Source organism: Streptomyces sp. NPDC019531 (assembly GCF_044903305.1).
Classification (GTDB): Bacteria; Actinomycetota; Actinomycetes; order Streptomycetales; family Streptomycetaceae; genus Streptomyces.
Genome location: NZ_JBJDQL010000057.1, coordinates 1 through 26,447 on the forward strand (window position 1 = coordinate 1; position 26,447 = coordinate 26,447).

General features: G+C 69.0%; 20 protein-coding genes and 1 pseudogene. 8 read left to right on the top strand and 13 right to left on the bottom strand.

Going from position 1 to position 26,447, the window contains the following annotated elements; translation table 11 throughout:
• Positions 1-91 precede the first annotated feature (91 nt).
• The 9 genes and pseudogenes from ACI2L1_RS39775 to ACI2L1_RS39815 form a co-directional block, all read right to left on the bottom strand.
• A pseudogene (locus ACI2L1_RS39775) lies at positions 92-6,306 on the bottom strand (DNRLRE domain-containing protein).
• Positions 6,307-7,211: 905 nt separating this feature from the next.
• Positions 7,212-7,772, bottom strand: a complete 561-nt coding sequence (locus ACI2L1_RS39780; RefSeq protein ID WP_404744336.1) for a sigma-70 family RNA polymerase sigma factor — start codon at positions 7,770-7,772, stop codon at positions 7,212-7,214.
• A gap of 345 nt (positions 7,773-8,117) precedes the next feature.
• Positions 8,118-9,113 carry a YdcF family protein gene (locus ACI2L1_RS39785; RefSeq protein ID WP_404744337.1) on the bottom strand — a complete coding sequence of 332 codons (996 nt, stop codon included), beginning with the start codon at positions 9,111-9,113 and terminating at the stop codon, positions 8,118-8,120.
• Between the two features lie 84 nt (positions 9,114-9,197).
• Positions 9,198-9,326 carry a hypothetical protein gene (locus ACI2L1_RS39790; protein ID WP_404744338.1) on the bottom strand — a complete coding sequence of 43 codons (129 nt, stop codon included), beginning with the start codon at positions 9,324-9,326 and terminating at the stop codon, positions 9,198-9,200.
• 549 nt (positions 9,327-9,875) lie between these two features.
• On the bottom strand, positions 9,876-10,031 hold the full coding sequence (locus ACI2L1_RS39795) for a hypothetical protein (RefSeq protein ID WP_404744339.1): 156 nt from the start codon (positions 10,029-10,031) through the stop codon (positions 9,876-9,878).
• Positions 10,032-10,034: 3 nt separating this feature from the next.
• Positions 10,035-10,199 (bottom strand): hypothetical protein, encoded by a 165-nt coding sequence (locus tag ACI2L1_RS39800; protein ID WP_404744340.1) that lies wholly within the window; start codon positions 10,197-10,199, stop codon positions 10,035-10,037.
• 218 nt (positions 10,200-10,417) lie between these two features.
• Entirely contained in the window at positions 10,418-11,185 is a 768-nt protein-coding gene (locus ACI2L1_RS39805) for an MIP/aquaporin family protein (protein WP_404744341.1), read from the bottom strand.
• Positions 11,182-11,916: a YoaK family protein gene (locus ACI2L1_RS39810; RefSeq protein WP_404744342.1), complete on the bottom strand. Its 735-nt coding sequence runs from the start codon at positions 11,914-11,916 to the stop codon at positions 11,182-11,184. The genes ACI2L1_RS39805 and ACI2L1_RS39810 overlap by 4 nt, the downstream gene beginning before the upstream one ends.
• 122 nt (positions 11,917-12,038) lie before the next feature.
• Complete coding sequence (locus tag ACI2L1_RS39815) at positions 12,039-12,968, bottom strand: LysR family transcriptional regulator (RefSeq protein WP_404744343.1); 930 nt, start codon at positions 12,966-12,968, stop codon at positions 12,039-12,041.
• A 127-nt stretch (positions 12,969-13,095) separates the two neighbouring features.
• Here ACI2L1_RS39815 and ACI2L1_RS39820 point away from each other — a divergent pair, with 127 nt between their 5' ends.
• From ACI2L1_RS39820 to ACI2L1_RS39830, 3 genes are all read left to right on the top strand, one after another.
• A complete protein-coding gene (locus tag ACI2L1_RS39820; RefSeq protein ID WP_404744344.1) occupies positions 13,096-14,991 on the top strand; it encodes an amidohydrolase in 1,896 nt (631 codons plus the stop codon).
• Positions 14,992-15,052: 61 nt separating this feature from the next.
• Positions 15,053-15,229, top strand: coding sequence for an MFS transporter (locus ACI2L1_RS39825; RefSeq protein WP_404744345.1), 177 nt, complete (start codon positions 15,053-15,055; stop codon positions 15,227-15,229).
• Positions 15,187-15,576 carry an MFS transporter gene (locus ACI2L1_RS39830; protein ID WP_404744346.1) on the top strand — a complete coding sequence of 130 codons (390 nt, stop codon included), beginning with the start codon at positions 15,187-15,189 and terminating at the stop codon, positions 15,574-15,576. The genes ACI2L1_RS39825 and ACI2L1_RS39830 overlap by 43 nt, the downstream gene beginning before the upstream one ends.
• A gap of 149 nt (positions 15,577-15,725) precedes the next feature.
• Here ACI2L1_RS39830 and ACI2L1_RS39835 read toward each other — a convergent pair whose 3' ends face one another.
• The 3 genes from ACI2L1_RS39835 to ACI2L1_RS39845 form a co-directional block, all read right to left on the bottom strand.
• Positions 15,726-16,622: an aminoglycoside phosphotransferase family protein gene (locus tag ACI2L1_RS39835; RefSeq protein ID WP_404744347.1), complete on the bottom strand. Its 897-nt coding sequence runs from the start codon at positions 16,620-16,622 to the stop codon at positions 15,726-15,728.
• A gap of 167 nt (positions 16,623-16,789) precedes the next feature.
• Complete coding sequence (locus ACI2L1_RS39840; protein WP_404744348.1) at positions 16,790-18,025, bottom strand: MFS transporter; 1,236 nt, start codon at positions 18,023-18,025, stop codon at positions 16,790-16,792.
• 803 nt (positions 18,026-18,828) lie between these two features.
• Entirely contained in the window at positions 18,829-19,446 is a 618-nt protein-coding gene (locus ACI2L1_RS39845) for a TetR/AcrR family transcriptional regulator (RefSeq protein WP_404744349.1), read from the bottom strand.
• Positions 19,447-19,547: 101 nt separating this feature from the next.
• On the opposite strand from ACI2L1_RS39845, the gene ACI2L1_RS39850 reads away from it, so the two are divergent.
• From ACI2L1_RS39850 to ACI2L1_RS39865, 4 genes are all read left to right on the top strand, one after another.
• On the top strand, positions 19,548-20,891 hold the full coding sequence (locus ACI2L1_RS39850) for a carboxylesterase/lipase family protein (RefSeq protein ID WP_404744350.1): 1,344 nt from the start codon (positions 19,548-19,550) through the stop codon (positions 20,889-20,891).
• A 120-nt stretch (positions 20,892-21,011) separates the two neighbouring features.
• Positions 21,012-21,842: a class I SAM-dependent methyltransferase gene (locus tag ACI2L1_RS39855; RefSeq protein ID WP_404744351.1), complete on the top strand. Its 831-nt coding sequence runs from the start codon at positions 21,012-21,014 to the stop codon at positions 21,840-21,842.
• A gap of 602 nt (positions 21,843-22,444) precedes the next feature.
• Positions 22,445-23,023 (top strand): RNA polymerase sigma factor, encoded by a 579-nt coding sequence (locus ACI2L1_RS39860; RefSeq protein WP_404744352.1) that lies wholly within the window; start codon positions 22,445-22,447, stop codon positions 23,021-23,023.
• Entirely contained in the window at positions 23,020-23,643 is a 624-nt protein-coding gene (locus tag ACI2L1_RS39865) for a hypothetical protein (RefSeq protein ID WP_404744353.1), read from the top strand. The genes ACI2L1_RS39860 and ACI2L1_RS39865 overlap by 4 nt, the downstream gene beginning before the upstream one ends.
• Positions 23,644-23,904: 261 nt before the next feature.
• Here the strand turns inward: ACI2L1_RS39865 and ACI2L1_RS39870 are convergent, their stop codons facing one another.
• Positions 23,905-24,945: a prolyl oligopeptidase family serine peptidase gene (locus tag ACI2L1_RS39870; RefSeq protein ID WP_404744354.1), complete on the bottom strand. Its 1,041-nt coding sequence runs from the start codon at positions 24,943-24,945 to the stop codon at positions 23,905-23,907.
• Positions 24,946-25,410: 465 nt separating this feature from the next.
• On the opposite strand from ACI2L1_RS39870, the gene ACI2L1_RS39875 reads away from it, so the two are divergent.
• The gene (locus tag ACI2L1_RS39875) at positions 25,411-26,139 is read left to right on the top strand and encodes a TetR/AcrR family transcriptional regulator (protein ID WP_404744355.1); all 729 of its coding nucleotides are present in this window, start codon (positions 25,411-25,413) and stop codon (positions 26,137-26,139) included.
• Positions 26,140-26,447 lie beyond the last annotated feature (308 nt).

The window sequence follows — 26,447 nt, forward strand, 5'->3', positions numbered from 1 at the left end:
AGCAGCCTCGGCTATCGCAGTCCCGCCGAGTATGAGACCGCGCTCGCAGCCTGACCACCACACCGATGGTGTCCGTCAAAGCGGAACAAGCTCAGTAGGCGGTTGTCACGCCGAGCGGCTTTCCGTCCGGTGCGGCAGTGGTGCGGTAGTGAGCCGTGACGGTGTACTTCTTCTTCCCGCGGCATCCGCAGCCGGTCCAGTAGGAGTACGTGATGTCGTACTTGCCGTTGTAGACGCCACCCCAGGCGTTCCTCCATTTGCCGGAGATGAGTGTCTTCTTGAGGTCGCTGAGCATGGTGGAGCTGGAACGCCAGGCGGATCGCTTTCCGCTCCCGACATGCTTGTCCTTGATGTGCCGGAGGCCGAACTTGCCGTACTTGACCCCGTTCACCGTGACGTTGGACGTGCTGCCCTCGCGGATGGTCTTCCAGTGGCTTCCGGGAGAGCGCGACCACATGATGATGCGCCATTTGTCGCACTTCTTGAACGGATTTCCCCAGGCGCCGCACCGGCCGTCGAGGTCGGTTCCGTTCACCGGGTCCGCGCAGACGAAATCGTAGGCGTTGCAGTTGCCGCCGAAGACCGGGTCGGTCTGCAGGAAGCGCGAGGTGCTCGGATCGTAGAGGCGTGCGCCCATGAGGACGAGTCCGGTGAGGGTCTCGCTAGAGCGCTGCTTGCCTCCGAACCAGCCGTAGCGTGCTGCGGCCTTGTTCGCGCGGGGCGCGCCGTTCTCGTCGTTGTCGAGAACCGTGGGTGCGACGGCGGTGTCGAGCGGCAGTTGCAGGGCGATGTCTCCGTGGATGTTGGAGAGCTGCAGGACCGTGTCACCGGTCTTGCTCGTGGTGGCGCTGAATACGCCGGTCGCGGAGGTGACGTTTCGGGTGACCGTTCCCTGCGCGGTGTTCTCCACGATCCAGCTGGGGTCGTCGGAGTCGCCGCTGTAGTGGTTGGTCTTGGCGGACGTCTGGGTCCAGGTGCCGGCGCTGTTCGTCTCGATGGTCCAGGAGCGGGAGCGCAGGGCTGCGTCGAGCTGCCAGGTCTGGCGCCGGGTACCGGCGGTCTGCTGGCGGGCCAGGTCGTTGGTGTAGTAGGCGAGAGCCGAGCCCGGCAGGGTGGTGGTGCGGCCGAACGCGTCGTAGGTGTAGCCCGAGTCGGCGATTCGGTCCGCGGTGTCGAAGGCGCGGGCGGTGGTGCTTCCCGCACTGGTGGGGCAGGTGAGCCCGGTTTCGGCCGAGGCGCTCGCGGTGCCTGTGCGGTTGGAGCGCTTGTCCAGGGTGTAGGTGCGCAGTGCACAGGTGTTGTCGCTGGTGTCCTCGACGCGGGTCAGGCGTCCGGCGGCGTCGTAGCCGTAGCGCTGGTGAGACCAGCCCACGTGTGAGGAGGTTCGGCCCTGGATCGTGGAGGTGACGGCGTCGCTGTAGACGGCGGTTCCGTCACTGTCCCTGGTGTAGGTGCGGTCTGTGACGGCGCCTGTGGCGTCCTTGGCCTGCTTCAGTGTGTATCCGCCGGGCAGCTTTTCGGATGAGACTGCACCGTCCGCGTCGTAGGTGGCGGAGAAGTCGCCTGCGATCGAGTCCGTGGCCTTGGTGGCGAGTCCTCGTGCGTCCGCTGCGGTGTCGTAGGTGTATGTGATCGTGCTGGGCACGCTGTTACTGACGCTGACCGTACGGTCGAGGAGGTCGTAGGTGGTTGTGGTGGTCCCTCCGTCCGCGTCGGTGTAGGAGATCTCCCGGCCCAGCCGGTCGTAGGCGCGGGTGATGGTGCCGCCGGTCGGCGCGCTGGTCTTGGTCGCTCGGCCTGTGGCTGGGTCGTAGGCCGTTGTGGTCGCGGGGACGTCCGCTCCGATGCCGCCGGTGACGGTCACGGTGGTCGGCCGGCCGGCCGCGTCGTGGCCGCGGGTGATGGTGCGGGTCGTCGTTCCGGCCTTCTCGGCCGTCTTGGCCGTGTTGCCCCAGCGGTCGTATTCGGCGGTCATCGTGGGCAGTTGGGCAGGGTTGTTGCCGCCGCCGGTGATGTCACCGGCCGGGCCGCTGGTGCACAGCAGGTCGGCCCATTCGGGTCGCCCGGCGCAGGTCCCGGTGCCGCTTGCGGACCAGTAGGCGCTGACCTGTGTTCCTGCGTCGGTGCCCGAGGTACCCGGTGCGCCCTGCTTGGTCACACGGCCCTGGCTGTCGTATTCGGTAGTGGTCGTGATGGCGAGCCCGCCCGGATCCTGCACGACCTTTGTCGGAAGGCCCTTCGTCCAGTCGTAGTCCACGGTGGTCAACTCGGCGTCGGCGACGATGTCTGGGTGCTCGCGGACCTGTGCGCCTTGCGTGGTGCTGGTGACCTGGTTGCTGGTGCTCACGCCGGCGTCCGTGGGACGGCCCTCGTCGTAGCGCGTGCTGGTCCAGCTGCGGGCGATGACGGAGGAATCCGCCGCCACGAGGGTGGTGCTGCCCGACTTCAGGTCCTTGGCTAGGTCCACACGGCCCAGCGGCCCGAACTTTTCGAGTTCCCTGGTACCCGTGTCGTCGTACACCGAACGGGTGGACAGCAGCTCAGCCCGCTCGGCGCTGGGCAGTCCGCTCAGCCCCAGCTCGGCGAGGGCGTCCTTGTTGTCCGCTGTTAGAGCGAGAGCCGTCTCCCGGTTCGCGGCCGACAGGACACGTACGGTGTTGCCGAACCGGTCGTAGTCGGTGCTGTCGATCCGGCCGCCGGGCTCGGCGGTGTTCGTCCGCTGCCCCGACACATTGAGGTAATGGACGGTGGCGCGCCGGTAGTCGGACTGCGCCAGAGCCGATCCGGAGTGCGAAGCGGGTACCGAGTCGGCGGGGAAGACGGCGGCGGCGTCGGCGGGGATGTCGCGCTGTCCCCACGTTCCGACCGAGGCGGCGTTCATCTGATGGGGCGCGGCGGACCCGGAAAGGGGAACGTCGTAGACGACGCTGGTGGTCGCTGTGCCCTCGGTGATGTCGGCCGCGCCCTGCTTCAGTCCGGCGCGGGAGACCCTGAGCAGCATCCCCTCGACCGCCGCGGGTTCGTTGCCCGCCTTGCCGTAGGCGAAGGTCCAGGGCAGCTCACCGGGCGGAGTCAGTGAGATGATCCGTCCTGCCGAGTCGTAGGAGTACTCGGTCACCAGGGGTGGGGTGATCTGCGGGTTCCAGGCGCGGCGGAGCCGGCCCGCGTCGTCGTACTCATAGGTCTGGACGATCCTGGACGTGGCGGTGGCGGCTTCGGGTTCGGTGGCCCAGAGACGGATCTCGCGTACCTGTCCGGCGAAGTCACCGAATGCCGACGAAGTGGCCTTCGTGGTGGGGGCGTACACGTACTCCAGCAGACGGCAGCCCTTGGTCGACGGGTCGGCCGCGCAGGCGGACGCGGTGGCGGCGGAAGTGGGGGCGATGATCCGGGTGGGCCGGGCCAGCTCCTTGTCGCCGACCTTGACGGTCTCCGACATGACCGAGGTGACCGAGTTGGCCAGTCCGTCGATCAGGGTGCTGCTGACCTGCCATGCGGACGACGTCGGGTCGGCCCTGGTGAACTCCGTCACCGTGCCCGAGCTGTCCGAGAGGGTGAAGGCGCCGGTGACGCTTCCCTTCAGCACCATCTCCTCGGCGCCGGGTTCGGGTGTCCAGCCGGTCCGCGCGGCGTTCGCCGTGAAGTGGATCGGGCTGGCGTCGGCAAGTACGACGCTGATGGCTGTGTCGGAGATCTTCTCCAGGCGTGTGTAGTCCGACTCGTTCAACTGCGCCTCGAAGCCCGACACCCACTGCGGCCCGAAGATCGCGGCCTGGTCCTCCTGCTGTGTGCCGGCCTCCGGGCGGCGTGAGAAGGCGGTACGGGACACGGAGAGGTCGAAGTAGGAGGCGTCCTCCTCGGCGAGGGTGAAGTCTCCGGTGAGCAGGTTGACCGACCCAGGGCCGATGTCCTCGCTCGCCGCGTTGTCGGCGTTGCGGTCCACCACCACCGTGATCGGATCCGTGCTGCCTGTCGCGCCGTTGGGGCCGGTGAAGTCGGCCTTGAGTTCGACGCTTCCGTCAGGTGCCACTGTGGCCGACGCGTTCCACGCCAGCGGCGCGTTCTTGCCGTTCGTCAGCGTCACCGGCCACTGCGTGAGGGCGGCGCCGTCCAGTGTCACGTGCGCGGCGGGGACGGGCTGCCAGGGGTCCGCCGCGGAACGCCGCCAGGAGAAGGAGGCCGCGTTGTACTTGCCGCCGTCGGTCTCGGCTTCGAGGGTGAGGCGGCGTGCGGTCCGTTCCCCGGAGGCGGGACGAAGAAAGCCCCCGGCTCCCACGTTGAACGTGTACTCGACCGTCGAGGACCGGTTGTCAGCCTTGTCGACGGCACGGACCAGCAGCGACTGCGGGCCGTTGTCGGACGGGGTGATGGAGACGGTCTTGTTCCCGGTCGCTCCTCCGGTGGCGACCTTGGTCCAGGTCACGCCGTCGAGCGACCACTCCAGCCAGTTGTGGTCCGCGGCCGGGGGCGTGATCGTGAAGACACCGGCCTGCCCAGCACCCTTGCTCCACTTGTCTGGCGGGTAGTCGGTTGAGACGACCTTGGCGGGAGCGGCCGGGGCCTTGGTGTCGACCGTGAACGTCTTCCACGCCGACCAACCGGTGTTGTAGTGCGTCCCATCGTAGGGCGACGTACGGAACTTGTACGTCTTGCCTTCGGCCAGTACCCCGGACGGCACCGTCACCGAGGCGACCTGCCCCGACGGCACGTACTTCGACACCATGACGTCGCCGACCTGAGTGTCGGTGGCGCTGTCGAAGATCTGGAAAGTGCCGTTGACCTTGTCAGCGTCGGCGTCTACGAAGGTGTCACGCAGCGTGGGCGTGACGGTGTTGACCGTGTAGGCGCCGCTGTAGGAGAAGTACGGCGGACCGGCCTCCTGCTTGGTGCCGGTCCGCGGCCGGTAGTTGTAGTTGACCACCAGCTTCGGCGGATTGGACGCCGCGTTGGCGGAGTTGATCCGCTTCCACTGCGCCAGCACGCTCTCACTGGAGGCCCGCAGGCCCATGTGACCGCGTGTGGCACTGGCCGACGCCCACTCCTGCACGAGCGTCGTCACATCGGCGTTGATCCAGCCGTCGGGCGCCGAGGTGCAGGCCGCGTTGCCCCGGGTCTCGGAGGAGGTGGTTTTCTTCGCGGTCCAGGACGGTTGTGCGGTCCAGCGGGACGACGTGGAGGCCGCTCCGGAGGACCACACCTCCCACGGATACGCCTTGCAGTCCGTGTTCCCCGAATGGAAGTTCCACAGGCTCAGCTTGGCGTCCAGGACCAGCGCGTTCTGGACCGGCGTGGTGTTCCAGGAGATGAAGGACCGAGCGGTGCGCGCCGTGCCGTTGGCGTTGGTCGTGCCCGGGTTGCCAAGGTCCAGCTCGGTGTCCGTGGACCAGTCGACGGTCTCACCCTGCTGCACGTACGTGTCGAAGACGTTGCTCAGCGAGGACGTGGACGGATCGACGGTGACGGGATACGTGGTGCCGGGGTCGGCGAGGAACTCCGCGTCCGGGGTGACCAGCAGGGCGACGGAAGAACCTTTCTGCACGACCTTCAGGCCGACCTTGGCCCGGTTCGTGTGCTCGCCCGACCGCTTGTCGACGGACGCGTCCCACATCACGGGAGCCGGCATGACGGCCCGCCGCTTGTTCTTCCGGTCGGTGAACTGCACGCTGCCGTCCGGCAGTTGCTTGGCCTTCAGCCCCTGGCCTTCAGCGGCAGCGTGTACGAGTAGGCGCCCGTGCCGGGCCGCTTCTTGATCTCGACGTACTGCTCGAAGCCGGTACGGGTGGCCTCGACGACCACATCAGCGTCGGGTACGGCGTTGACGTACTCTGCCCTGGTCCCCTCCAGCCTCGGCTTCGGCAGCCCGCTCTTCCACTGAAGGGTGATCTGCTGGTCGCCCTCGCCGAGCGTCACCAGGTCGGTGGCCTTTGCCTGACGGGCCGCCTTCAGTGACTTCGCCGGTGCACCCGTCCTGCCCGCGAGACGGAGTCCCTCCGGGTGGGCGAGCGGTTCCACACCCGAGCCGGATTCCCGCAGCCGCACATCGACGTCGACCCACTTGCCGTCCCGCTCGAACCGGACAGGCCCCGCTGCGAGTTCGGTCGTCAGGCTGCCGTCTCTGTTCGCCCAGGTCGTGGACTCCTCGGTGCGTTCCGAGAGCGCCTCGACCCGCCTGCCGGACAACCTGGCCGTGACACGGGCCGAGGGTATGTCGGCCGCTTGTGTCGCCGTCTCCTTCTTCGGAGCCTCCGCAGTTCGCGACGGCGGGGCCGCCACCGAACTCGTCACGTCCAGCAGGGTGATGGCCATCGTGAGGGCCGCGCCCCCCGCCGTCCAGCGAACGATCCCCCTGTGCCGAGGCCGCCCGCGCCGTCGAGGCGTGGGTCTGTGAGCCGTCATCATTCCGACCTTTCATGCTTCACAGCGACATCACCCGTGTGATGTCAAAGTGAAGGTATGCAACAGGTAAAGATCATGAATGATCGTAAAGTCACAGAACTCGGACAGGTATCCACAGTAAATTCTAGTGATTCGTGTCACCTTCACGACAATTGCTTCATCAACTAGGGCGAAGCGGACGCTCCTTGTCCCGGGTCGTCGCGCATCTAGGGTCTGTAGATCTGGTGTCGTCCTGCGGTGTGACCTCCGCCGCTATCCTCTGGACCTATGGCGCGTCCGGCGACGCCCTCGGCGAGACCGGCGCCATGTGGAAATCGACTACCTCTGCGGCCGGTTGGGATTCGCGATGATCGCGATCGACGGCATCGTCACCTCCGGGCGCAGGCGCGGCGGCAGGCTGCCGAAGAGTGGACCGTGGCCGTGACGCTCGTTTGACGCTCTGGGTGCATCTCGGCCCGGTTTGGTAGCGGGGAAAACCGATCTGACCTGCGTGTTCTCCCGGCATCGTCCCTCGCGACATCTTTCCGATGACGCACCACGTGGAGTGCGTGGCCATTTTGGAGCCTGCTGCAAAGGGGCTCTGACCTGCGGGTTCCAGCGATCGCCCAGGCGCGGCCGGGGTGCTTGAAGCGCGGCGTCGCATCTGGGCCGGCCGACGCGGGCTCGACACCCTCCGCGCCAGGCAGCACGCTGACCTGGCCCAGGTCTTCGCCCTGCTCGCCGAGGGCCGGCTCGTCCCCCGGGTCGCCGCGCGCGGCCCGCTCACCGAGCTCGGCGAAGCGGTACGGCCGGCGGAATCCGGCACCGTGGGCACTTCAGCGGAGGACACCGCGGGTGGTCAGAGCGCGCTTGAGGGCACGCATCGCGTAGTAGGTGCGGGACTTCACCGTGCCGGGCGGGATGCCCAGGAGCCGCGAGACGTGGTTCACGCTGTGGCCCTGGAAGTACATGCCGTGCAGGACCTCGCGCTGCTGTTCGGTGAGGTCCGCCAGTGCTTCCCGCACCACGTGGGCGGTCAGTACGCGGTCCGTGTCATCACCGACCGGGATGACCACGTCGTCCAGCTGATGGGGGACGTTCGGGCGCACGGCTCGCGCGCGGTGCTCGTCGATCACCAGGTTCCGCAGGACCCGGAACAGCCACGGACGGATCCCCTCCGACGAGAGGGCGAGCGAGGGACCGTGCTGCCAGGCCCGTACGGCGGCTTCCTGCACGAGATCCTGGGCACGGTGCCAGTCGTCGTCCAGGCGTCGGGCCGCATAGGCCAGCAGAGCCGTCCCGTGCTCGGCGTACAGCTCGCGGACGAACCGTTCGGCGTCCTCAGCCGCTTCGTCGGCTCGCTCGCCGACGAGGACGATCGCCTGCTGGGTGCTCATGGTGTCTCTCCCTGAATGAGGGGCGTCGGCCTGCGGGTGCCTGGCTGTCGGCGATGCGGCGACTCCGATGTGATCAGCCTGCGGCGCCTCTTGTCCCACTGGTGAAGCTCACCGACCATCCGGGACGGTGGAATGCTGAAGCGGCTCCTCACCTGCGGAAATGCCCCCGGCTTGGAACGGTGCGTGGGACGCGGAACAGGCCGCGCGCTCCGGCCAAGCTGTGCGCGGAGCAGGGGGGCGACCCGGGGCAGGGCGGCGGACGTCATGACGACGGGCGGCTGCGATGCACCGGGCATCGCGGCCGCCCGTCGTGGAGACGGCACCGGGGGACCGGCACCGGCACCGTCACAAGAGGATCCCCCAGCAGGCGAGGGCCAGGAACAGACAGGTCGCGAGGTGGATCCACCGGTGGTGCAGGACGACGGCGACGAACTCCCGCATGGTCGCGCTGGGACGGAAGTACGAGGCCGTGGGGGAGCCGAGGACATGGCCGTCGACGCCCATCCCCCGCGCGATGATGGCGGCCCGGAAGGCGTGGAAGTCGTTGGTGACGATCGCGCAGCGGTAGCCGCCGCCGCGCTCGTCCATGAGTGCCTTGCTGTTGCGGAGGTTCTCCTCGGTGGTGGCGGACTCCGCCTCCCGCAGCAGGCTCTCGGCCGGTACGCCGCGTGCTGACAGATAGTCGGCCATCGCATGCGCCTCGGGAACTGCTTCGTCGGGACCCTGCCCGCCGGACGTGATCAGCACGGGCCGTCCGCCCCGGGCCACCTGGGCGTCGAAGAGGGCATGTGCCCGGTCCAGTCGGCTCGCGAGCAACGGCGGCACCCGGTCACCGCCGATCAGACCGGAGCCGAGGACGACGATGTAGTCGAGGCCGGACGGCACGGTCAGGCGGCTGTAGGCGTAGCCGTAGACGGTGAAGCAGACGAACAGGAAGCCGAAGTAGCAGGTGAACAGCACTGCGATCACGACCGCGACGGCCAGCGAGCGCAGCTGGGCCACGAGCGCCACCACCGTCAGCAGCAGAAGGGACAGCAGTCCGAGGCCCGCCATCAGCGTCAAGAGGTTGGCGGGACGGCTCCCCTCCTTGCGTACCATCCGCAGACCGTTGCCGATCAGCAGGCCGCAGACCAGCAGCAGGCCCAGCCCTTCCGGGACAGGGCTGGGCAGACCGGCGCCGGCCAGACCGCGGTGAAGGGCCAGGAGGTCCCGCCCGTGGGCCGCCGCCATCAGCACGACGAAGATGCCGAGCAGCACGGCGTTGGAGAAGCGCCGCGCGTCGACGACGACACCGATGACGAAAAGCAGCAGCGCGATGGCCGCCAGTATCTGGATCAGCATCCTGGACTTTCTTGGTGGGCAGGGTCGCCCGGGCCTACTGCGGCGGACGCCGGTGAACGGTTGGCGGAGATACCGGGCGAGGCGTCAGATGGTGGCCCAGAGTTGCTTCTCGGGGGAACCGTTCGGGTAGACGAAGCTGACCGAGCCGGCGTTCCAGCCGATGCTCTGCAGTGCTGTGCCCAGCAGAGCACCGAGCCTCTTTTTCGCGCTCACTTGCTCACTCTCCAGTCGGGGTTCCTCACGCCTTCAACGGTGGTCAGGCTTGCCTGGTTCACCAGGGTCTTCGAGACCCCTCCGGCCCGAGAGGTGGCTTCGGTGGCGCGAACGGACGGAGAGCGACGCGTTCAACGTCGTCAAAGCCTTCACGGATCACCTACGACGACCCCGTGCCGGCCTCTGCTCAATGGGGTGGCCGCCGCAGTCGTGTCGCGCGACGACACACCCATTACGGGAGGGCCTGCGTGGATTGCGTACCCGCTCGCCATGATCTTGCCCCGGGGCTGTTCGGCGCTCTGGACGACACGGATCGCTTGGTGCTGGAGGAGCACCCGGAGCACTGTGGTGCCTGCCGCGCCGAGCGGGAGGAACTGGGTGAGCTGCCGAACTGCCGCCCACCGCGCGGCAGGTCATCTGCGGGGGCCGGTTCACCCGGCACGGGGGAGAGACGCACATCGTCTCGCCCATGCTGTCGAGGCAGGCGCCCGCTTCGAGCCGACCGGACGCGGAGCACGCCGTCCACCCCCAGGCGCTGCCAGGTACTCGTCACGCCGCACGGGTCCGGTCCTGCACGGCGGCCCTCCTGGCGCCCGCCGACAGGAATTCGCCCGAGTGGGCGTTGCTCACGCGGCGTGCGGTCTCCTCCCAGCGGGGAGCCGCCTCGTCGTGGGCGGTGTCGCCCTGAGCCGGTTTGTCCGTCACCGCTCACAGCGTCCTCGATGGCGTCCGCCGTCGACCCCTGTCCTGCCTGTTCTCCACGGCGTGGACCTTGATGGCCAGCCACCGGGGGCGGCTGACGGACTGGTCAGCGACCAGCTTGGCGGTGCCGTTCTCCAGGTCGCCCGCGAACAGCGGCGTCCCGACGAACACGCCGACAGGGCGGGGATCAGTCCGAGCGCCTGGGAGACGGGCTGGAGGTCGGCGGCGTACGGCTGGAGCTCCGGGCCCAGCTCGTCGATGTCGCGGGCCGGCCGGCCTGGCCGGTCAGGACGTCCGTCAGCGCGGTCCGGCCACGGTGTGCCGGCGCAGTTCGCCGGGCAGGCCCTCCGCCGCCCGGAAGCCGCACACGGTGTCCAACTGACGGAGTGTCAGGGGTGGGCTCGTCGCCGCGTGTTGGGTCGGTGTGTGGCGACGCCCCTGATCGCGACCGTCGCTGCCAAGGCTCCGACGAGAGGGGCCAGCAGATAGACAGGCAGGAGTGAGAGGGAACCGGAGAGCAGGGCCGGTCCGAACTCCCGGGCGGGGTTGGCGACTCCGCCGGTGAGGGTGCCGAAGGCGATGATCTGGGTGGCGATCATGGTGCCGACCGCCCAGGGCAGCAGGGGGCCCAGGCGGGTGCTGGTCATGCCGATCCCCACGATGGCGACGATGACGAACATCGTCGCCGCCTCGATCGCGGCCACGGCGGCCCAGGACCACCCGGGGGCCGGTCGGATCACGGCGTGGTTCACGGCCGGGGCGGCGATCACCGATCCCCAGGCCAGTCGGCCGAGCGCGACGCCCAGCACCGAGCCGGCCAGTTGACTGGCGATGAAGGGGACGACGTCACGGCCGGGTGTGCGGCCGTAGCGCCACATCGCGAGGGTGATGGCCGGGTTGACGTGGCCGCCGGTCACCCGGCCCCAGGGCGAGAGCATGACGGCGGTGACGGTGTAGCCGGAGAGGGGCGCGACCACGAGGAGTCGGCCTTCGGGGGTGTTCCACCAGCCGCCCGCACTCACGTCGAGGGTGCCCATCAGCCAGCGGACCGTGGTGGTCACGACGAACATCATGAGTGCGGTGAGGGCGAGTTCGAGCAGGGCGGAGTGGAGCGTGCGGTTGCTGGTCGGTCGTTCCGCGCGCCTGGTGACGGTCATAGCGGGTTCGTCCAGGTGGCGTCGGAGCGGGTCAGGGCGAACGTGGTGATCGTGGCCGCCGTCAGGAGCACGGCCGCGAACAGCAGGGGCAGGGCCGGGCTGCTGTGCAGGACGGCGATCGCTCCGACCAGGCCGCCGGTGAACATCGCCGCCGCCGAGACCGAACGGCGGCCCGCCTTGCCGCCCTTACCGCCCGCGAGGCGGCTGTCCGCGGCGACTCCGGTGATGGTGAGCGTCAGGACGGTCGTGGTCAGGTCGGGTACGGCCAGGGCCCGGGCGGCGGCGTTCTGGACGCCCATGGCAAGGCCGAGGAGCGCGATCAGGGCGTAGCGCGCGGTGCCCGTGTACGGCGTGGCGGTGGCCTCGGCGATGACGTACGCCGCCAGCATCAGGGCGGTCTCCAGCAGGAGGGCCAGATGCAGGACCCGGCCGCGGTGGGCGCGGGCGCCGTGGGCCAGGCGGCCGCCGAGCAGGGCGCCCGCGGCGAACGCGGCGAGTGCCGCGAGCGAGGCGGCCAGGGAGAAGCCGGGTGCGCCGGCGAGGGCGAAGCCGGAGAAGACGACGTTGCCGGTCATGTTGGCGACGAAGACGTGGCCGAGGACCAGATAGCTGAACGCGTCCACGAGGCCGGTCACCACGGTCAGCGCGAGCATGAGCGGAGGGAGCGGGCCGTGGCGGTCGCCCATGTCGGGGACGAGCGTGGTCCAGGCTTCCCGTAGTGCGGCAGGCATGGTGGTGCTCCGAATCGCAAGGGGAGTGGTTGGTTCTCCTTTCGGGAACCGGTCTCCAGCCTCCTGCCGAGCGATCGTTCCGTCCAACATATGGATGCGGATGCAGCGATCGGTCGTACCGATTACTCCTTCACGGCGTGCCCTGCGACCACGTCGAGGAATGCTGCGGCGGCCGGCGCCAGCCGCTTGCTGTCGTGCACCACGCAGATGGTGTGTGTCGCTGCCGCGTCCGTCAGGCGGAGCGCGCGGGCGCCGTACGGCAGGATGTCGCCGGGGTTCTGGCCCAGGAGGGAGCCGGGGCCGAAGACCGTGGAGCGGGGTACGACCGTTACGCCGATGCCCCGCGCGGCCAACCGGATCATGTCGTAGATCTGGCCGACCTGGAAGTGCTGTCCGGGGCCCACCCCGGCGCGGGCGAAGGCGGACTCGACCTGGCGGCGCAGCCCTGTGCCCTTGGTGAACTGGATGAGCTGGTGAGTGTCCGGCAGGTCGGCCAGGCCGATCACCTCGCGGTCGGCCAGGGCGTGGTCGGCGGGCACGATCAGGACGAGCGGGTCGTCGGCGAGGACGCGGTGGTCGAGGCCGTCGGGGATCTGGTGCGGGGTGAGGCCGACGACGGCGATGTCGAGGTCGCCGGTGAGGACTGCCGCGGCCATCTCGGAGCTGGGCGCGTTGGTCACGTGGAAGTCGATGCCGGGATACCGGGCGTGGTAGTCGGCCATCACCTCGACCAGGTCGACCAGGGAGGCACGCGTCTGGATGAGCCCCAGGCGCAACCGCCCGCGCCGCAGCCCGGAGAGGGCGTCGAGGGCGGCCCGGGCGTTGTCGACGTCGGTGAGGATGCGCCGGGCGAGGGGTTCGAGGAGCTCGCCCGCGGCCGTCAGGCGGACGGAACGGCTGGTGCGGCTGAACAGCTGGGAGCCGACCTCCTTCTCCAGGCGGGCGACCTGCTGGCTCAGGGCGGACTGGGCGACGTAGCAGTTCGCGGCGGCCTGGGTGAAGTTGCGCGTCTCGGCGACGGCGAGGAAGTACCTCAGGTGCCGAAGGTCCATCCGATCTCTCCTGCCGATCGATTCCAGCAAAACCATGTGTTGGACCGATTCATGGTGCCAGACCTAGCTTCGAGATGTCGCGCGACGACCCATCTTCCGCTTCGCTCAGGAAGCCAAGGAGCCCCATATGTCCAGCACCATGCCTGTGGGCGGTGTCCGCCCGCACGAGGGCGTCCGGAGTCCCGCCCAGCTCGTCGTCCGCAACGGCCGCATCCACACCGGCGACCCCGCCCGTCCCACCGCCTCGGCCGTGGCCATCACCGACGGGGTCTTCACGGCCGTGGGAGACGACGCCACCGTCGCGCCCCGCATAGGTCCCGGCACCCGTGTCGTGGACGCCCTCGGCCGGCGCGTGATCCCCGGCCTCAACGACTCCCACCTGCACGTCATCCGAGGCGGCCTCAACTACCTGCTGGAGCTGCGCTGGGACGGCGTACGGTCGCTGCGTACAGCCCTGCGGATGCTGCGCGAGCAGGCCGAGCGGACCCCGAAGGGGCAGTGGGTGCGGGTGGTCGGCGGCTGGACGGGGGAGCAGTTCGCGGAGAAGCGGCTGCCGACCGTCGCCGAGCTGAACGCCGCCGCCCCCGACACCCCGGTCTTCGTCCTGCACCTGTACCAGTCGGCGATCCTCAACCGGGCCGCCCTCGAAGCCGTCGGCTTCACCCGCGACACCCCGAACCCGCCCGGGGGTGAGATCGTCCGTGACTTCGCGGGCAACCCGACCGGCGTCCTGCTGGCCGCCCCCGCCGCCGGACTGCTCTACTCCACCCTCGCCAAGGGCCCGATCCTCGGCGCCGAGGATCAGCTCGGGTCCACCCGCCACTACCTGCGCGAACTGAACCGCTTCGGCATCACCAGCGCCATCGACGCCGCCGGCGGCTTCCAGAACTTCCCCGACAACTACGCGGCCGTCACCGAGCTCGCCGAACGCGGTGAGCTGACCGTCCGCATCGCCTACCACCTCTTCCCGCAGACCGCCGGGCAGGAAGTGGACGACCTGCGCCGCTGGATCGGCATGGTGAAGCCGGGCGACGGCGACGAGTGGCTGCGCTGCAACGGCGCCGGCGAGAACCTCGCCTGGTCCCCGGCCGACTTCGAGAACTTCGCCGAGCCGCGCCCCGAGCTGACCGCCCGCGCCAGTGCCGACCTGGAGGCGGCGGCCCGGCTGCTGCTGGACAACGGCTGGGGCTTCCGCCTGCACGCCACCTACGACGAGACGATCCGTCAGGACCTCGACGTCTTCGAGAAGATCGCCGCCGACGGAGGCTTTCCGGCCGGCACCCGCTGGCTGTTCGACCACGCCGAGACCGTCAGCCAGGAGAGCCTGGACCGGATCAAGGCGCTCGGCGGGGCGATCTCCGTGCAGAACCGGATGATGTTCCAGGGCAAGGCGTTCGTCGAGCGGTACGGTGCCGAGCGCGCCGCGACCGCTCCGCCTATCCGCGCGATGCGCGAGACGGGCCTGCTGGTCGCGGCCGGCACCGACGCCACCCGCGTCTCCAGCTACAACCCCTGGCTGTCGCTGTCCTGGCTGGTCACCGGCCGCACCATCGGCGACACCCTCCTCTACCCGGCCGAGAACCGTGTCGACCGGGCCACCGCACTGGAGATGTACACCCGGGCGGGGGCCGAGCTCACCGGTGAGGCCGACGTGAAGGGCACCATCACGGAGGGCAAGTACGGCGACCTGGTCGTGCTGTCCGCCGACTTCTTCTCCGTCGCCGACGAGGACATCGACCGGATCGAGGCCCTGCTGACTGTGGCGGGCGGCAAGGTCGTGTACGCGGCCGGGGACTACGAGGGTGCGGCAGCCCCGCTCCCGGAGATCAGCCCGGCCTGGAGCCCGGTGGCCCGCTTCGGCGGCTTCGTGCGCGACGAGCGCTCGGGAGCACGGCAGGCCCGTGCCTTCGTCGAGGCCGCCGCCGAGTCGGAGGAGCAGCGCGACTGGCGCGAGCGCCGTGGCGACTTCGACCACGTGCCGCAGCTCAGCGGTGCGCTCGACCCGCTGGACGGCTGCTTCTGACAGACGAGCAGAGGTCGTAGTCGTACGAGAACGCGTGAGTCGTCCCCGGCCCGGGAGCAGCATGAGTGTCGGCTCATCGAGTCACGTCCGTTCCGCTTCGGCCTGGGCCCCGCTTGCCGCTCCGGTCTTCCGGGCCCTGTGGATCGCACAGTTCGTGTCCAACACCGGTACGTGGATGCAGACGGTCGGGGCGCAGTGGCTGCTGCTCGGGCACGGGGCTGGTCACTGCTTCCGCTGATCGCTGCCGACTCCCTCGGTCTGGGGGCCGGGGGCTACGGTCTGCTGCTGGCCGCGGTCGGGGTCGGTGCGGGGGGGCTTCGCGGGCGGTTGGGCGTCAACGGCATGCTGGCCGCCGTTGTCCTGGTGGCTCTCGCCACCGTGCACGTCACCCGGGTGGCGGTGGTCGTCCTGCTGCCCGCGGGGCCGGCCTGGATCGGTGTCCTGTCCACGCTCGACGCGGCGGTGCGGACGCGGCTGCCCGGCTGGGTGCGAGCCCGTGGACTCGCCGTCCACCTGCTGGTCTCCAGGGCGGCCAGGCGGTGGCGGCTCCGCTGTGGGGCGCACTGGTGCAGTGGCTCGGCCTGACCGCGGCCCTGCTCATCGGCGCGGGGTTGATGCTGCTGAGCGGGGCCACCCTGGCGCGCCGGCGGCTGCGTGGTGATCGATGAACCCACGAAGATGGGAGGCCGCATGCCCCTCAACCAAGATCGATGACACATTCAAAGAAGCGTGCGTCAAACGCCCTTCAGAACACGATCAAGTGCCGCCCGGCCTGCAGGTCCCCAGTGCGGCTTGCCGCCGGGAAGACCCCGATCTCCGTTCTGCCCCATGAGCATCAGGAAGAGGCTCTTCATAGCGGCCAGCCCGCGGGCGCGTCGGATCGCCTCCTCGTCCGCATACGCGTACATGTCGAAGAACCGTGAGGCCGTGCCCATGGGTAGCAGGACCCATGCGGCGGCGAGGTCCCACGCCGGATCGCCGGCGAACATGGCGCCGAAGTCGACGATGCCCGAGAGCGTCCCGTCCGAGACAACGACGTTCGCGGGATGGAGGTCGCCATGCACCCACACCCGCGGGCCCTCCCACGCCCGGGCCGCAACCGCGTCATCCCAGACGGCCCGGACATCGGCGGCGATGTCCTCGGGGGCAACGGCCTGGAAGAAGTTCTCGAAGCCGTCCGTGCAGTTCCTCGGATGGTCACCGCGGTCGGTAGCGATCGGAGCCTCGGCAGGCGCCTCCACATGGAGCGCCCGCAGGAAACCCGCCAGCGTGTCGGCCGCGTGGTCGCCGCGGCTGATCGAGCCGTGGTCCAGCGGCTCGCCAGGAACCCACGTCATCACGGTCCAGTGCTTGGGGAAACGCTCGGACGGTTCGCCGAACCGCACCGGAGTCGGCACCGGGAGCGGCAGGCGCGGAGCCAGCACAGGTAGCCACCGCCGCTCCTTGAGCTGGAGCTCCGGGGTGGGGTCCATGCGCTGCATGCGCACGGCCAACTCGTCCCCGAGACGCCACATTTGGTTGCCCCAGCCGCCCACCACCTCGCGGATGGCCAGCCCTGCAAGGTCTGGATGTTGCTCCTGCAGCAGGTCGCGGACCAGATCTGCGGTGATCTCGATCTCGGTGTCGGTCATGCGAAGACACAGTACTGAGGCGGCAGGCGGAGCGGCTCTCGCTCTCAGATACGTCTCGCTTGTCGGTCACGGCTGAAAAGTGGACCAGTGGCGACTCCAACTGGCCCCGGTTCGCGGGTAATTCGTGAAGATCAGGCGTCGTGAGGCGGCTCCGGAGGGTGGGGCGATCAGGCGGTTGACGCCTTTTCTGTGGGCGCAAGCTGCGTCTGCAGAGCGTGCTGATGGCGTTGTGCCCAGCGGACAGCGGGTGGTGCTGCCAGGCCTGTCAGCGCGAACATGGCTCCCGCGACATACCAACCGGGGCGGCCCCAGGTGATGCACATTGTGATGAGCAGTCCCGGTCCGAGGGCTTCGGCGAGGCCGGCGCCGAGGCCGAATACGCCCAGGTACTGGCCGGTGGCGTGCTGCGGGGCGAGAGCGAAGGAGGTCTCGAAGCCCGCGGCGGAGTGCCATAGTTCGCCGATCGTGTGGATCACCACGGCAGTAATGAGCAGGATTGCGGCGGCCCACGTCGGTATGCCTGCGGACAGTGAGATCAGTGAGCAGGCGATGAGGAAAGCCACGCCTGCCCGGCGGTAGGCGTTTGCGCCGGCGGCGGGGGAATCGACGTTACGGCTGGCCCGCACCTGGAAGGTGACGACGATGAGGGTGCCGGTGAGCATGGTGGCCGAGATGAGCCAGTGCGGGGCGGTGGTGGCACCGACGATCCAGAGCGGGATGGCCACGGTGAGCACCTTGAACTGGATGGCCATGATGCCGTCGAGGGCGGTCAGCACGAGGTAGGGGCGGTCCCGCAGGGCGATCCAGCGAGGACCGCCAGCGGTGGGGAACGGCGTGACGGGCGGCAGAACGACCAGGATCACCGCGGAGAGCACGAAGGCGACCGCGTTGCCGACGACCATGAGCTGATAGGCGGTGAGCGTGCCTACCTGGACGACCCAGCCTGCCAGCACGGCACCGAGGGAGATGCCGACGTTGGTCACCGCACGGAGGTAGGCCCTGAACTCCTGCGGCCGGTCTCCTCCGTAGTGCCTGATGAGCGGGGAGCGGGCGGCTATTCCGGCCGCCTTCGCCGCGGCGGCGGCGCAGACGGCGAGGACGAACGGCCAAAAGCTGTCGATCAGGACGAAGCAGGCCGTGGCCAGCGCCTGGACGACCAGGGTGGCCGCGTGGATACCGCGTGCTCCATGCCGGTCGGCCAGATGACCGACCGCGACGCCCAGGGCCAGCGCGAGAAGACCGGCGATGCCGAGCCCGAGCCCCACCTGGCCTGCCGGAAGGTGAACCGCCTCGGTGAAATACAGCACTCCGGCGGTGAGGTAGAGGCCGCTGCCGACGGTGTAGATGAAGTTCGATGCCGCGAGGGCGCGCTGCGGTCCGGTGTTCGGCATCAGGCGGGGCATGACGGGGCTCCACGTCTCGACAGGCGGTAAGGGCCCGTCAAGCTTGTTGCATATTACTTGCAATAGCAAGAAGGTCGCGCCAGTGGTGCGACTCCCCTCCCAGCCTCCGTGCACCACGGGTGGGGGCGCTCCGCCCCGACGCCACCCCTCAGTACCCCCGAACGCCCCTGCTGGGGCCAAGTCGCCTCGACGGGGTGCATGGAAGCCGCCCGAGCCACTCCCGAACCAGACTCATCGAGCGGCGTCCACTCCGCCTGCCGAGGCCACCCGCACCCTGTTTCCGCCCCCGGCCGGCAGGCTCTCGTCCACGCCGGTGAATCCCGCGATGCCGGAGAACCGGGCTTCCTCGAACCGCACGGCGTCCGAGAGTGGAACCGGGCCTCGTCGAACCAGCCGGTGCCGAAGTGACGTTGCCCTGTGGCGGGGGCGTGGAGAGCACGCAAGAGAGAAGAGAGCGGCGAGCGCGGCAACCTGGCAGCTCGTGAAGCGTGGAGAACTCCATGACCACAAGGAGCCGTGCTCGCCTTGCGCCCAGGACTGACACAGCGTCACGTGCTCGAAATCCTTGGGGTCTTGGGGTCCTGGGGCGGTGTCGGCGAGGTCAGTGGTTCTGCGGCTGTTGCCGGTGGGTGGACTGTCGCTGCTTGCGACTGCGGAAAATCATCGCGGCTTGCCGCAATCGTCCTGGGTTACTGCTCGGTGGCCTCCCCCTCTCGGCCGGCCTGGTGGTGGTGCGTCACCGTGATGTCGAGTGGGCGGTGGCGGAAGGGTGGGGTTGTCCGAGCCGGTCCTGGATGCTCCGCTCAGCGGCCGGGTTCGGCGGCGGCCTCGGGCGGGGGCGGGCCCGCGCCGGTGAGGACGAAGTCGACCAGGCGGCTGATGTAGTCGCGGTCCACGGGCAGGTTGCGGTGCAGGATGTGCAGGTGGAGCGCGCCGCCCAGCACTTCCAGGACCAACTCGGGAACCGTGTCCGGGTGGAGGTCGCCGCGATCGATCCCGCGCTGGACGATGGCCTCGTCCTGACCGCCGCGGGCTTCCCAGAACCTCGTGCGGAGTTCATCGGCCTGGGCCGCGTCGTCCGCCGGGAGGAGCCCGAGCCGAGCCATGTCGCGGCCGGCGGGTGTGCTCAGGAAGGCGGCGAGGGCGGTGACGAGGAGGGTCAGATCCTCGCGTGTGGAGCCGGTGTCGGGGAGGGGCATGTTCGCGTCCGACCGGCTCATGACGGCATCGAGGATCAGATTGGTCCGGGTGCCCCACCGCCGGTAGATGGACGTCTCGTGGACGCCTGCGCGGGCGGCGATGTCCACGACGCGCGTGCCCGACAGGCCCTCGGCGTCGAGTAGTTCGGCGGTGGCGTCGAGGACGGCCTGGCGCACGGCCGCGCCGCGGCGGTGGGAGGGGGAGGGGCGGGACGACGGCATGCCCACATTATCCCAGCCTCACTTGCGGAGGGACTGAGGCAGCTGTTTGACTGCGCGCTATCGCAAGCCGACTTGCGATAGAGAGTCTCAAGGAGGCTGCGGTGCTCACGAGAGCGAAGACCACCGGCGGTATCTGGCGCGGCCGGACCGAGGACGGCCTGATCGTCTTCAGGGGCGTGCGGTACGCCGAATCCGAGCGGTTCGGCCCACCCCGCCCGGTACCCGCCTGGAGCGGCGAACGGGATGCCACAGCCGACGGCCCGATCGCCCCGCAGCGGCCCCCTCGGCTCGCGCATGTGATAGGCGCATCGGAGCGCGGCGAGCAGGGCGAAGACTGTCTCAGCCTGACCATCACCACACCCGCGGTCGACGACCGTGCCCGCCCCGTTCTGGTGTGGATCCATGGTGGGGCCTATCTCTCGGGCGCCGGGTCCTTGAAACTGAACGGCGCGCACCGACTGGCCCGAGAGGGCGGTGTGGTCGTCGTCTCGGTCAACTACCGGCTCGGCGCGCTCGGTTATCTGCGCTCGCCTGGAATCTCCGAAGGCAACCTTGGCCTGGCCGACCAGCTGGCGGCCCTGCGGTGGGTACGCGAGAACATCGCCGCGTTCGGCGGTGACCCCGACACGGTCACCGTGGCCGGCCAGTCCGCGGGCGCGCACAGCGTGCGGTGCCTGCTGGGCATGCCCGACGCGGAGGGGCTGTTCCGCCGGGTCATCCTGCAAAGCACACCCGCACGCTGCCAGAGCACCCCGAGCGTCGCCGAGGAGGCTGCCGGGCTGTTCCTCGACAAGCTCGGCACCGACCCGCGCACCGCCGCCCTGTCCGAGATCCTCGACGCCCAGGTCGCCGCCGCACTCGATTCCGGAAGCAGGCTCGGGTTCAACACCGCACCCCTGTTCACTCCGGTCAGCGGAGTCGGACCCCTCCCTGACGAAGACCGTTGGGAGGCGGGTCTCGCCGAGCGGGCGCCGGGACTGGACGTCATCATCGGCACCACGCAGCGGGAGATGAGCGCCTTCTGCTCCGTGAACCCGGTGCTGAACCGTCTGCGCCGGATCCCCCTGCTCGGTCCCGCGGCCGTCGCCGCGGTCGAACGCGCCGTGAACAGGATCGCCTTCGGCCGTCCCACCGAGGACCTGGCCACCCGACTGAGCGAGGCCGGCGCCCGAGTGTGGAGTTACCGCTTCGACTACGCCGCCCCCGACTGCCCTTTCGGCGCCACCCACTGCATCGATCTCCCCTTCCTCTTCGGCACGTACGCCGACTGGTCCGCCGCGCCGTTGCTCGCCGGCATCGACCCGGACGACTTCGAGACCCTCGGCCGCCGTGTGCGTACCGCCTGGCTCGGCTTCATCCGCGACGGAGTTCCGGCCGCTGGCACTCCCTGGCCGCAATACACAGCAGACCTGCGACACATCGCATCCGTCCCGGGCCTGCCCTAACGCTCCCCGGCTGAAGTACCCGTCAGACGGTGGACCGTGCATATCGCCGCGTCCGCCATGAACCCCCGCTTCGAAGCGGCAAATTGTTGATCAGCGCACAGAAATGCAGAGAGAGCGAACATGTCGGATTTGGACATGACTGAATACGCGATGGGGCACACCTCCGGGGAGACGGACCGGCTGGGCCTCCAGGATTCACTTTATGGCGGGCACACCGAATTCCTGTTGAGGGCCGCGGGGCTGAAGGAGGGGATGCGAGTTCTCGACGTCGGCTGCGGCACGGGTGATGTGTCGATCGCGGCCGCGCGAGTTGTCGGCCCGGACGGCCATGTCGTCGGCGTGGACATGGATCCGGGGGTGTTGACAACAGCTCGGGCGAACGCTGCCGCTTCCTCAGTTCGGAACGTCAGTTTCGAGCAGGGTGCACTCCCCGACGTCGAACTCGAGGAACCTGTCGATGCCGTGGTGGGTCGGTTGATCCTGATCCATGTCGATGATCCGGTGGCGGTCGTCAAAAGCCTGAGAGGGTCGCTTCGCCCTGGCGGCTTCATGACGTTCCAGGACTTCAACACGTCACGGCTGCGGGCCTTCCCCGAGGTTCCGCTGGTGACGAAGTGCCAGGAGTGGATCTGCGCGGGGTTGCGGGAGGCCGGCCGCAACCCGGACATGGGCGAGCAACTGGCCAGGGTGCTGCGGGCCGCGGGGTTCACCGACCCCGGTGTCGCGGTCGGCGTGCCGACCGGTGGCCCGGACTCGGACGCTGTGACACTCGTCGTCGAATCCACCCGCAGTCTTATGCCGATGATCGAGCGCAGCGGCGTCGCCGATCCGCGGGAAGTCGAACTCGACACTCTGCACACCCGCTTGACGAAAGCGTGCGCGGAGTCACAGGCGACGCTCTACCTCCCCGATCTGGTGGCCGCCTGGGCGGTTCTCGGAAGCGGGCGCTGAACGGGACGCGTGGGCTTGCCCTGGCAGGGACCGCTGGTGCCCGGCCCCGAGGCGGTCACCGTCTTCGCCGCACGGCACGGTCTCGACGGCGAACCCGCCGAACTGTTGCCGGTATCCCGCGGTCCGCGCGGCGATCGAGACGGGGCAGTCCGCGGCGAACTCCGTTCTGTCCCGTCCCGAACAGGTCCGCGCCCACACCGTGCCGACCGAGGACCGGCAGCCCGGCAGCGAGTTCGTCCCCCACCCGCGAAACGCGCCGCGGGCCCATCCACGAGCGCTACGCCTCGCAGATCGAGGCGATGTACACCGCGCACGCCGCGACCACCGTCACGGCCTGATCCGTACAGGAGACGACGGTAGCCGCATCGGCCTGCCGAAGGTGCCTCGACCGCCCAGCGCCGGGGGCACCGTGAACTCCTTGACACCCGGGTCGCGTTGGACGGCTTCGGGGTCGAGGCCGGGGCGGGAGCGCCATGATCTTCGCACAGGGCGCGCCATGATCTCCGCACAGGGCGCTCCCGTCTCAGCGGTCTCAGACCCTCTCGTCGTCGTGCTGATGAAAGGAACCGGCCGGTGCCGGACACGGACGGAGCGTGGAATCCATGACAGATCAGGAGACCCGCCACCGACAGCGGCGGGCGCGCTTCGAAAACCTTGCGCACGTTGTGACGGAACCCCTGCACCGCTATCTGGTGCGGCGAACGGCTCCCGACATGGTCGAGGACGTGTTGTCGGAGACCATGCTGGTGCTCTGGCGTCGCGTCGACGATGTGCCCGGGCTGGGGACCGGGTCCCCGCCCGATCGCGATGACGTGCTTCCTTGGTGCTACGGCGTGGCACGGCACTGCCTGGCCAATGCCCGACGGGCCGACGGACGCAGGCTCCGCCTGGTGGAGCGGCTGATCGGGGCTCAGCAGGAGTCCGGAGCCATGGCCGCCGATCACAGCGACCTGCACGCCGCGCTAGGCGCTCTCTCGGAATTGGATCGCGAGGTCGTGCGGCTGTGGGCGTGGGAGGGGCTGGCGCCGCAGCAGATCGCGGAAGTGACCAGGCTGACGCCCAATGCCGTGAGCGTGCGGCTTCACCGGGCGAAAAAGAAAATCGCCCAACAGCTTCAGTTGGAGCGAAAGAATGCCGAGCGCCCCGGACACAAGATGAATGAAGGAAGGAGCAGCCAGTGAATGACGACGAGTTGCTGACCCTGCTGAGGGCGGCGGACCCGGCGCTGACTTCATGTGCTCCGCTGCCCGACATCGATCGTCTTGTGGAGGACGTCTTGAACACCGAATCCGTAGCCCTGTCCGACAACAACGCCACCGGAATCGTCACTCCCGCCGCGAACGTCACCGCAGGAAAGGGACGCCGACGTCTCTTCGGGCTCGCGGCGGCTGCCGCGCTGCTTCTCGGCGGGGGTATCACCGCGGGAATCACGGCGAATTCCGGCAACGGTCACGAGACCGCGGCCGGCGCCCCGCTGAAGCTCACCGTCGCACACAGCACCACCTCGAGGAAGTGCGCGCCCCCGGTTCCCGACCAGTTGGCCGGGAACCCGACGCTCTTCTACGGGACGGTCACCTCCGTCAAGGGACCCCTGACCACCTTCCACGTCGAAGACTGGCTGCGTGGTGGCGGCACGAGGACGGTCCTGGTGAACCAGGACCCCGATGTGGAACACCTGACCTTCACGGTCGGTCAGCGCTACATCGTGGCCGCCGACGAGGACGGCACCGTCCCCATCTGCGGTGCGAACTGGGTCTCGGACAAGACCTGGAAGGAATTCAGCCAGGAATTCGGAAACTGATACCACGGCTTCAGCCGTCTGCTGTGACGGAGTAATGCCGGTGTTCCCGCGGGCCTCGTGGTGATTGTCCAGCGGGCCACGGGAGGGATGTACTGCTGGTACACCCATCGACCGCGACTGGCTGCTCATGGTGAAGAGGGGTTACCTGGAAGATGGGGTGCTGTCCCCGGCCGTACGGCGGCGGGGACGGCGCCCTACCCCCGTGCACGGGCACTCCGTGTCCTCGGGCAGGTCGCACGCGGAGCCGGTGCCGCGCGCCGACTAATCGATGTGGCCTGCGAGGAAGTCCGTGATGTAGCCCATCGTCTCCTTGGCGGACCAGGGCTTCGCCCCACCGGCGGACGAGCCGTCGGAGCCGGAGGAAGTACTCGGCGAGGCATCGGAGTTGGCCGAGATGCTCAGGTCACCGTGGCCGGCGCCCGTGAGCACCACGCGCTCGGCTTCGACGCCCTTGTCCTTGAGGGCGGTGAGCAGGTTCAGTGTCTGGCTGGGTGAGACCAGCGGGTCGGCACTGCCGTGCAGAAGAAGGAAGGGCGGTGTCGAGGAGGAGATGTGGGTGGCCGGGTTCGCGGCGGCCATCTGGCTGGTGTAGTCCTTGATGGACTTGGTGGTTCCGGGTCCGTACACCCATTGCGCGGCCGAGTTGCCCGCGGTGTAGTTGCCGTCCTTGGCGGCCTGGTCGTAGTCGGAGGCGATCTCCGACAGGTTGGCGGGACCGAACTCGTCCACCACACCCTGGACCTTGCTGCTCTGGTCGAGGTGGTCGCCGACGTCGTATGCCTTGTCGCCGTTGGTGACACCGGTCATGGCCGCCAGATATCCGCCCGCCGACTGGCCCCATACGAAGACGTGGTCCGTGTCGATCCCATAGGTGTCGGCGTTGGCGCGCAGGTAGCGAATGGCGGACTTGACGTCGGAAAGGGCGTCCTTGTAAGTGGCACCGCTGGTTGTGGTGCGGTACTGGACACTGGCGACCGCATAGCCCTGGTCGGCGATGTAGGTGCGCTGGTCGAGGTTGCCCGTCCGGTCCGCCAGCACCCATTCGCCGCCGGATATGAAGACCACCAGAGGCTTCTTGCCCGAGGACCTGGGAACCTGGATGTCGAGCTTCAGGTCGGTCTTCGCGCCGTGGGTGGTCGGCGAGGAGTAGGTGATGTCGTCGGTCGTCGTGACCGCCGACGTGTCACAGGTGATCGACGGACCGTTGGGGTCGATTACCGTGCTTGTGCTGTTGTCGATCTTCTTGATCGTCTTTGCCTCGACGATTTCCAGGGCCCCGCCGTCCGAGCCTCCGGACGGCATGCCGCTGGGAGTGTCCGTGGAGGCGCCACCCCCTTCAGTCCCTCCTGCGCCTCCCGGGGTGGATGTTGTCGGACATGCGGAGGCCGATGCCGATGCCGACGTGGCGGACGATCCGGACGAAGAGTCATCCGCCCCGCAGCCGGTCAGACTGACACCTGCCACCAGAGCGATCGCCGCCAGGGCAGCGATCCGCGCCGGCCGTCGAGGCCGCCGCCACTCCTTCCCCTCGCCGTGGCCTGCACTTGCGTCGTGTCCATGCATCGCGCCTTCTCCCGCTGGTGTCGAACGGAGGCATATCCGGAGATGGGATCTCCGTTTACGCGGCGGCCACCTTAACATGAAGCGGAGATTTAATCTCCGGTTAGGGTGTGGAGGCGCGCCCGGCCGGTGTTTTCCGAACCCGCGAGTGGCGCGGTCGTACGATGTGCCAGGACGATCGCGCGCCCCCGAAAGTGAGACCTCTGTATGGCGGCACCCTCCGCATCCGGTGAGGCCGGCGAGACCGGCGGCTCCGGCGAGGCCCGTACGCCCAGGCCGCGGCGCGACCGCGAGCTGAACCGTCGCAAACTCCTCGCCGCCGCACGCGAGGTGTTCCGCGATCACGGCCTGAAGGCCACCCTGGACGATGTCGCCCGCCATGCCGGGCTCGGCGTGGGGACGGCCTATCGCCACTTCCCGAACAAGCAGGCCCTGATCGACCAGCTGGTCGACGACATGTTCGCGCGCGTCGAGGAGGCCACCCGGGAGGGGGCGGAGGACGGCGACGCCTGGCGCGGGCTGACGGTCAGCCTGGAGCGCGTGGCCGAACTGCAGGCGCTCGACCGTGGTCTGCGCGAGGTCGTGCTCCACAGCGACCGTGCGGTGCCGACGGGGCTGCGACACCGGGAACAGATCAGGCGAAACGTCGATCTCGTGGTCGAGCGAGCCAAAGGGCAGGGCCTTCTGCGCGCGGACGCGGAGCCCTGGGACCTGGTCGTGATCCAGCAGATGCTGGCCGCGGTGACCGAGCGGAGTGGACAGCCGGAGCTGTGGCGGCGCTATCTGACGTTGTTGCTGGACGGGTTGCGCGCCGGTCCCGAGCGCACGGAACCGCTGCCGGGCGAGGACTACGGCAAGCGGCTCGACGTGCAGGGATCGAACTGGATCGGCCCGCCGTCGCCGAGCGCGGACGCCCCGGCCCCGCCGCGTGACTGAAGGGAAATCCTCGGGTTCGGCTCTCGACGGCGCTCGTCCGCCCCCACTCGTGGCCAGTCGGTGGAACAGGAAATCCACACGGGCACCTGACGCGTTCCTTCCAGGTCTTCTCCGAGGCCCAGTTCGCACCGCCCACGGGAATGGTGCCGTCCTTGTCGTGCATGTGCACGGCCCGTTGCCGCTTGCGGTGGCGGTGAGAGTCAGCGGGGCCTCTGCCGCCGTCGAGTGACAGTTGCGGGAATTCGCGACGGACACGGGGCGGTCAGCCGGGCTGTCGTCGACAAGCTCGCCCGGTTCCGGGCGGGCAC

Bases quoted from the DNA above. Each gene is read 5' to 3' on its own strand.
- ACI2L1_RS39840 (WP_404744348.1), bottom strand. From the start codon at position 18,025: ATGCCCCGCCTGATGCCGAACACCGGACCGCAGCGCGCCCTCGCGGCA.
- ACI2L1_RS39780 (WP_404744336.1), bottom strand. From the start codon at position 7,772: ATGAGCACCCAGCAGGCGATCGTCCTCGTCGGCGAGCGAGCCGACGAA.
- ACI2L1_RS39805 (WP_404744341.1), bottom strand. From the start codon at position 11,185: ATGACCGTCACCAGGCGCGCGGAACGACCGACCAGCAACCGCACGCTC.
- ACI2L1_RS39855 (WP_404744351.1), top strand. From the start codon at position 21,012: ATGTCGGATTTGGACATGACTGAATACGCGATGGGGCACACCTCCGGG.
- ACI2L1_RS39845 (WP_404744349.1), bottom strand. From the start codon at position 19,446: ATGCCGTCGTCCCGCCCCTCCCCCTCCCACCGCCGCGGCGCGGCCGTG.
- ACI2L1_RS39815 (WP_404744343.1), bottom strand. From the start codon at position 12,968: ATGGACCTTCGGCACCTGAGGTACTTCCTCGCCGTCGCCGAGACGCGC.
- ACI2L1_RS39810 (WP_404744342.1), bottom strand. From the start codon at position 11,916: ATGCCTGCCGCACTACGGGAAGCCTGGACCACGCTCGTCCCCGACATG.
- ACI2L1_RS39835 (WP_404744347.1), bottom strand. From the start codon at position 16,622: ATGACCGACACCGAGATCGAGATCACCGCAGATCTGGTCCGCGACCTG.
- ACI2L1_RS39860 (WP_404744352.1), top strand. From the start codon at position 22,445: ATGACAGATCAGGAGACCCGCCACCGACAGCGGCGGGCGCGCTTCGAA.
- ACI2L1_RS39825 (WP_404744345.1), top strand. From the start codon at position 15,053: ATGAGTGTCGGCTCATCGAGTCACGTCCGTTCCGCTTCGGCCTGGGCC.
- ACI2L1_RS39820 (WP_404744344.1), top strand. From the start codon at position 13,096: ATGTCCAGCACCATGCCTGTGGGCGGTGTCCGCCCGCACGAGGGCGTC.
- ACI2L1_RS39875 (WP_404744355.1), top strand. From the start codon at position 25,411: ATGGCGGCACCCTCCGCATCCGGTGAGGCCGGCGAGACCGGCGGCTCC.
- ACI2L1_RS39785 (WP_404744337.1), bottom strand. From the start codon at position 9,113: ATGCTGATCCAGATACTGGCGGCCATCGCGCTGCTGCTTTTCGTCATC.
- ACI2L1_RS39870 (WP_404744354.1), bottom strand. From the start codon at position 24,945: ATGCCGTCCGGAGGCTCGGACGGCGGGGCCCTGGAAATCGTCGAGGCA.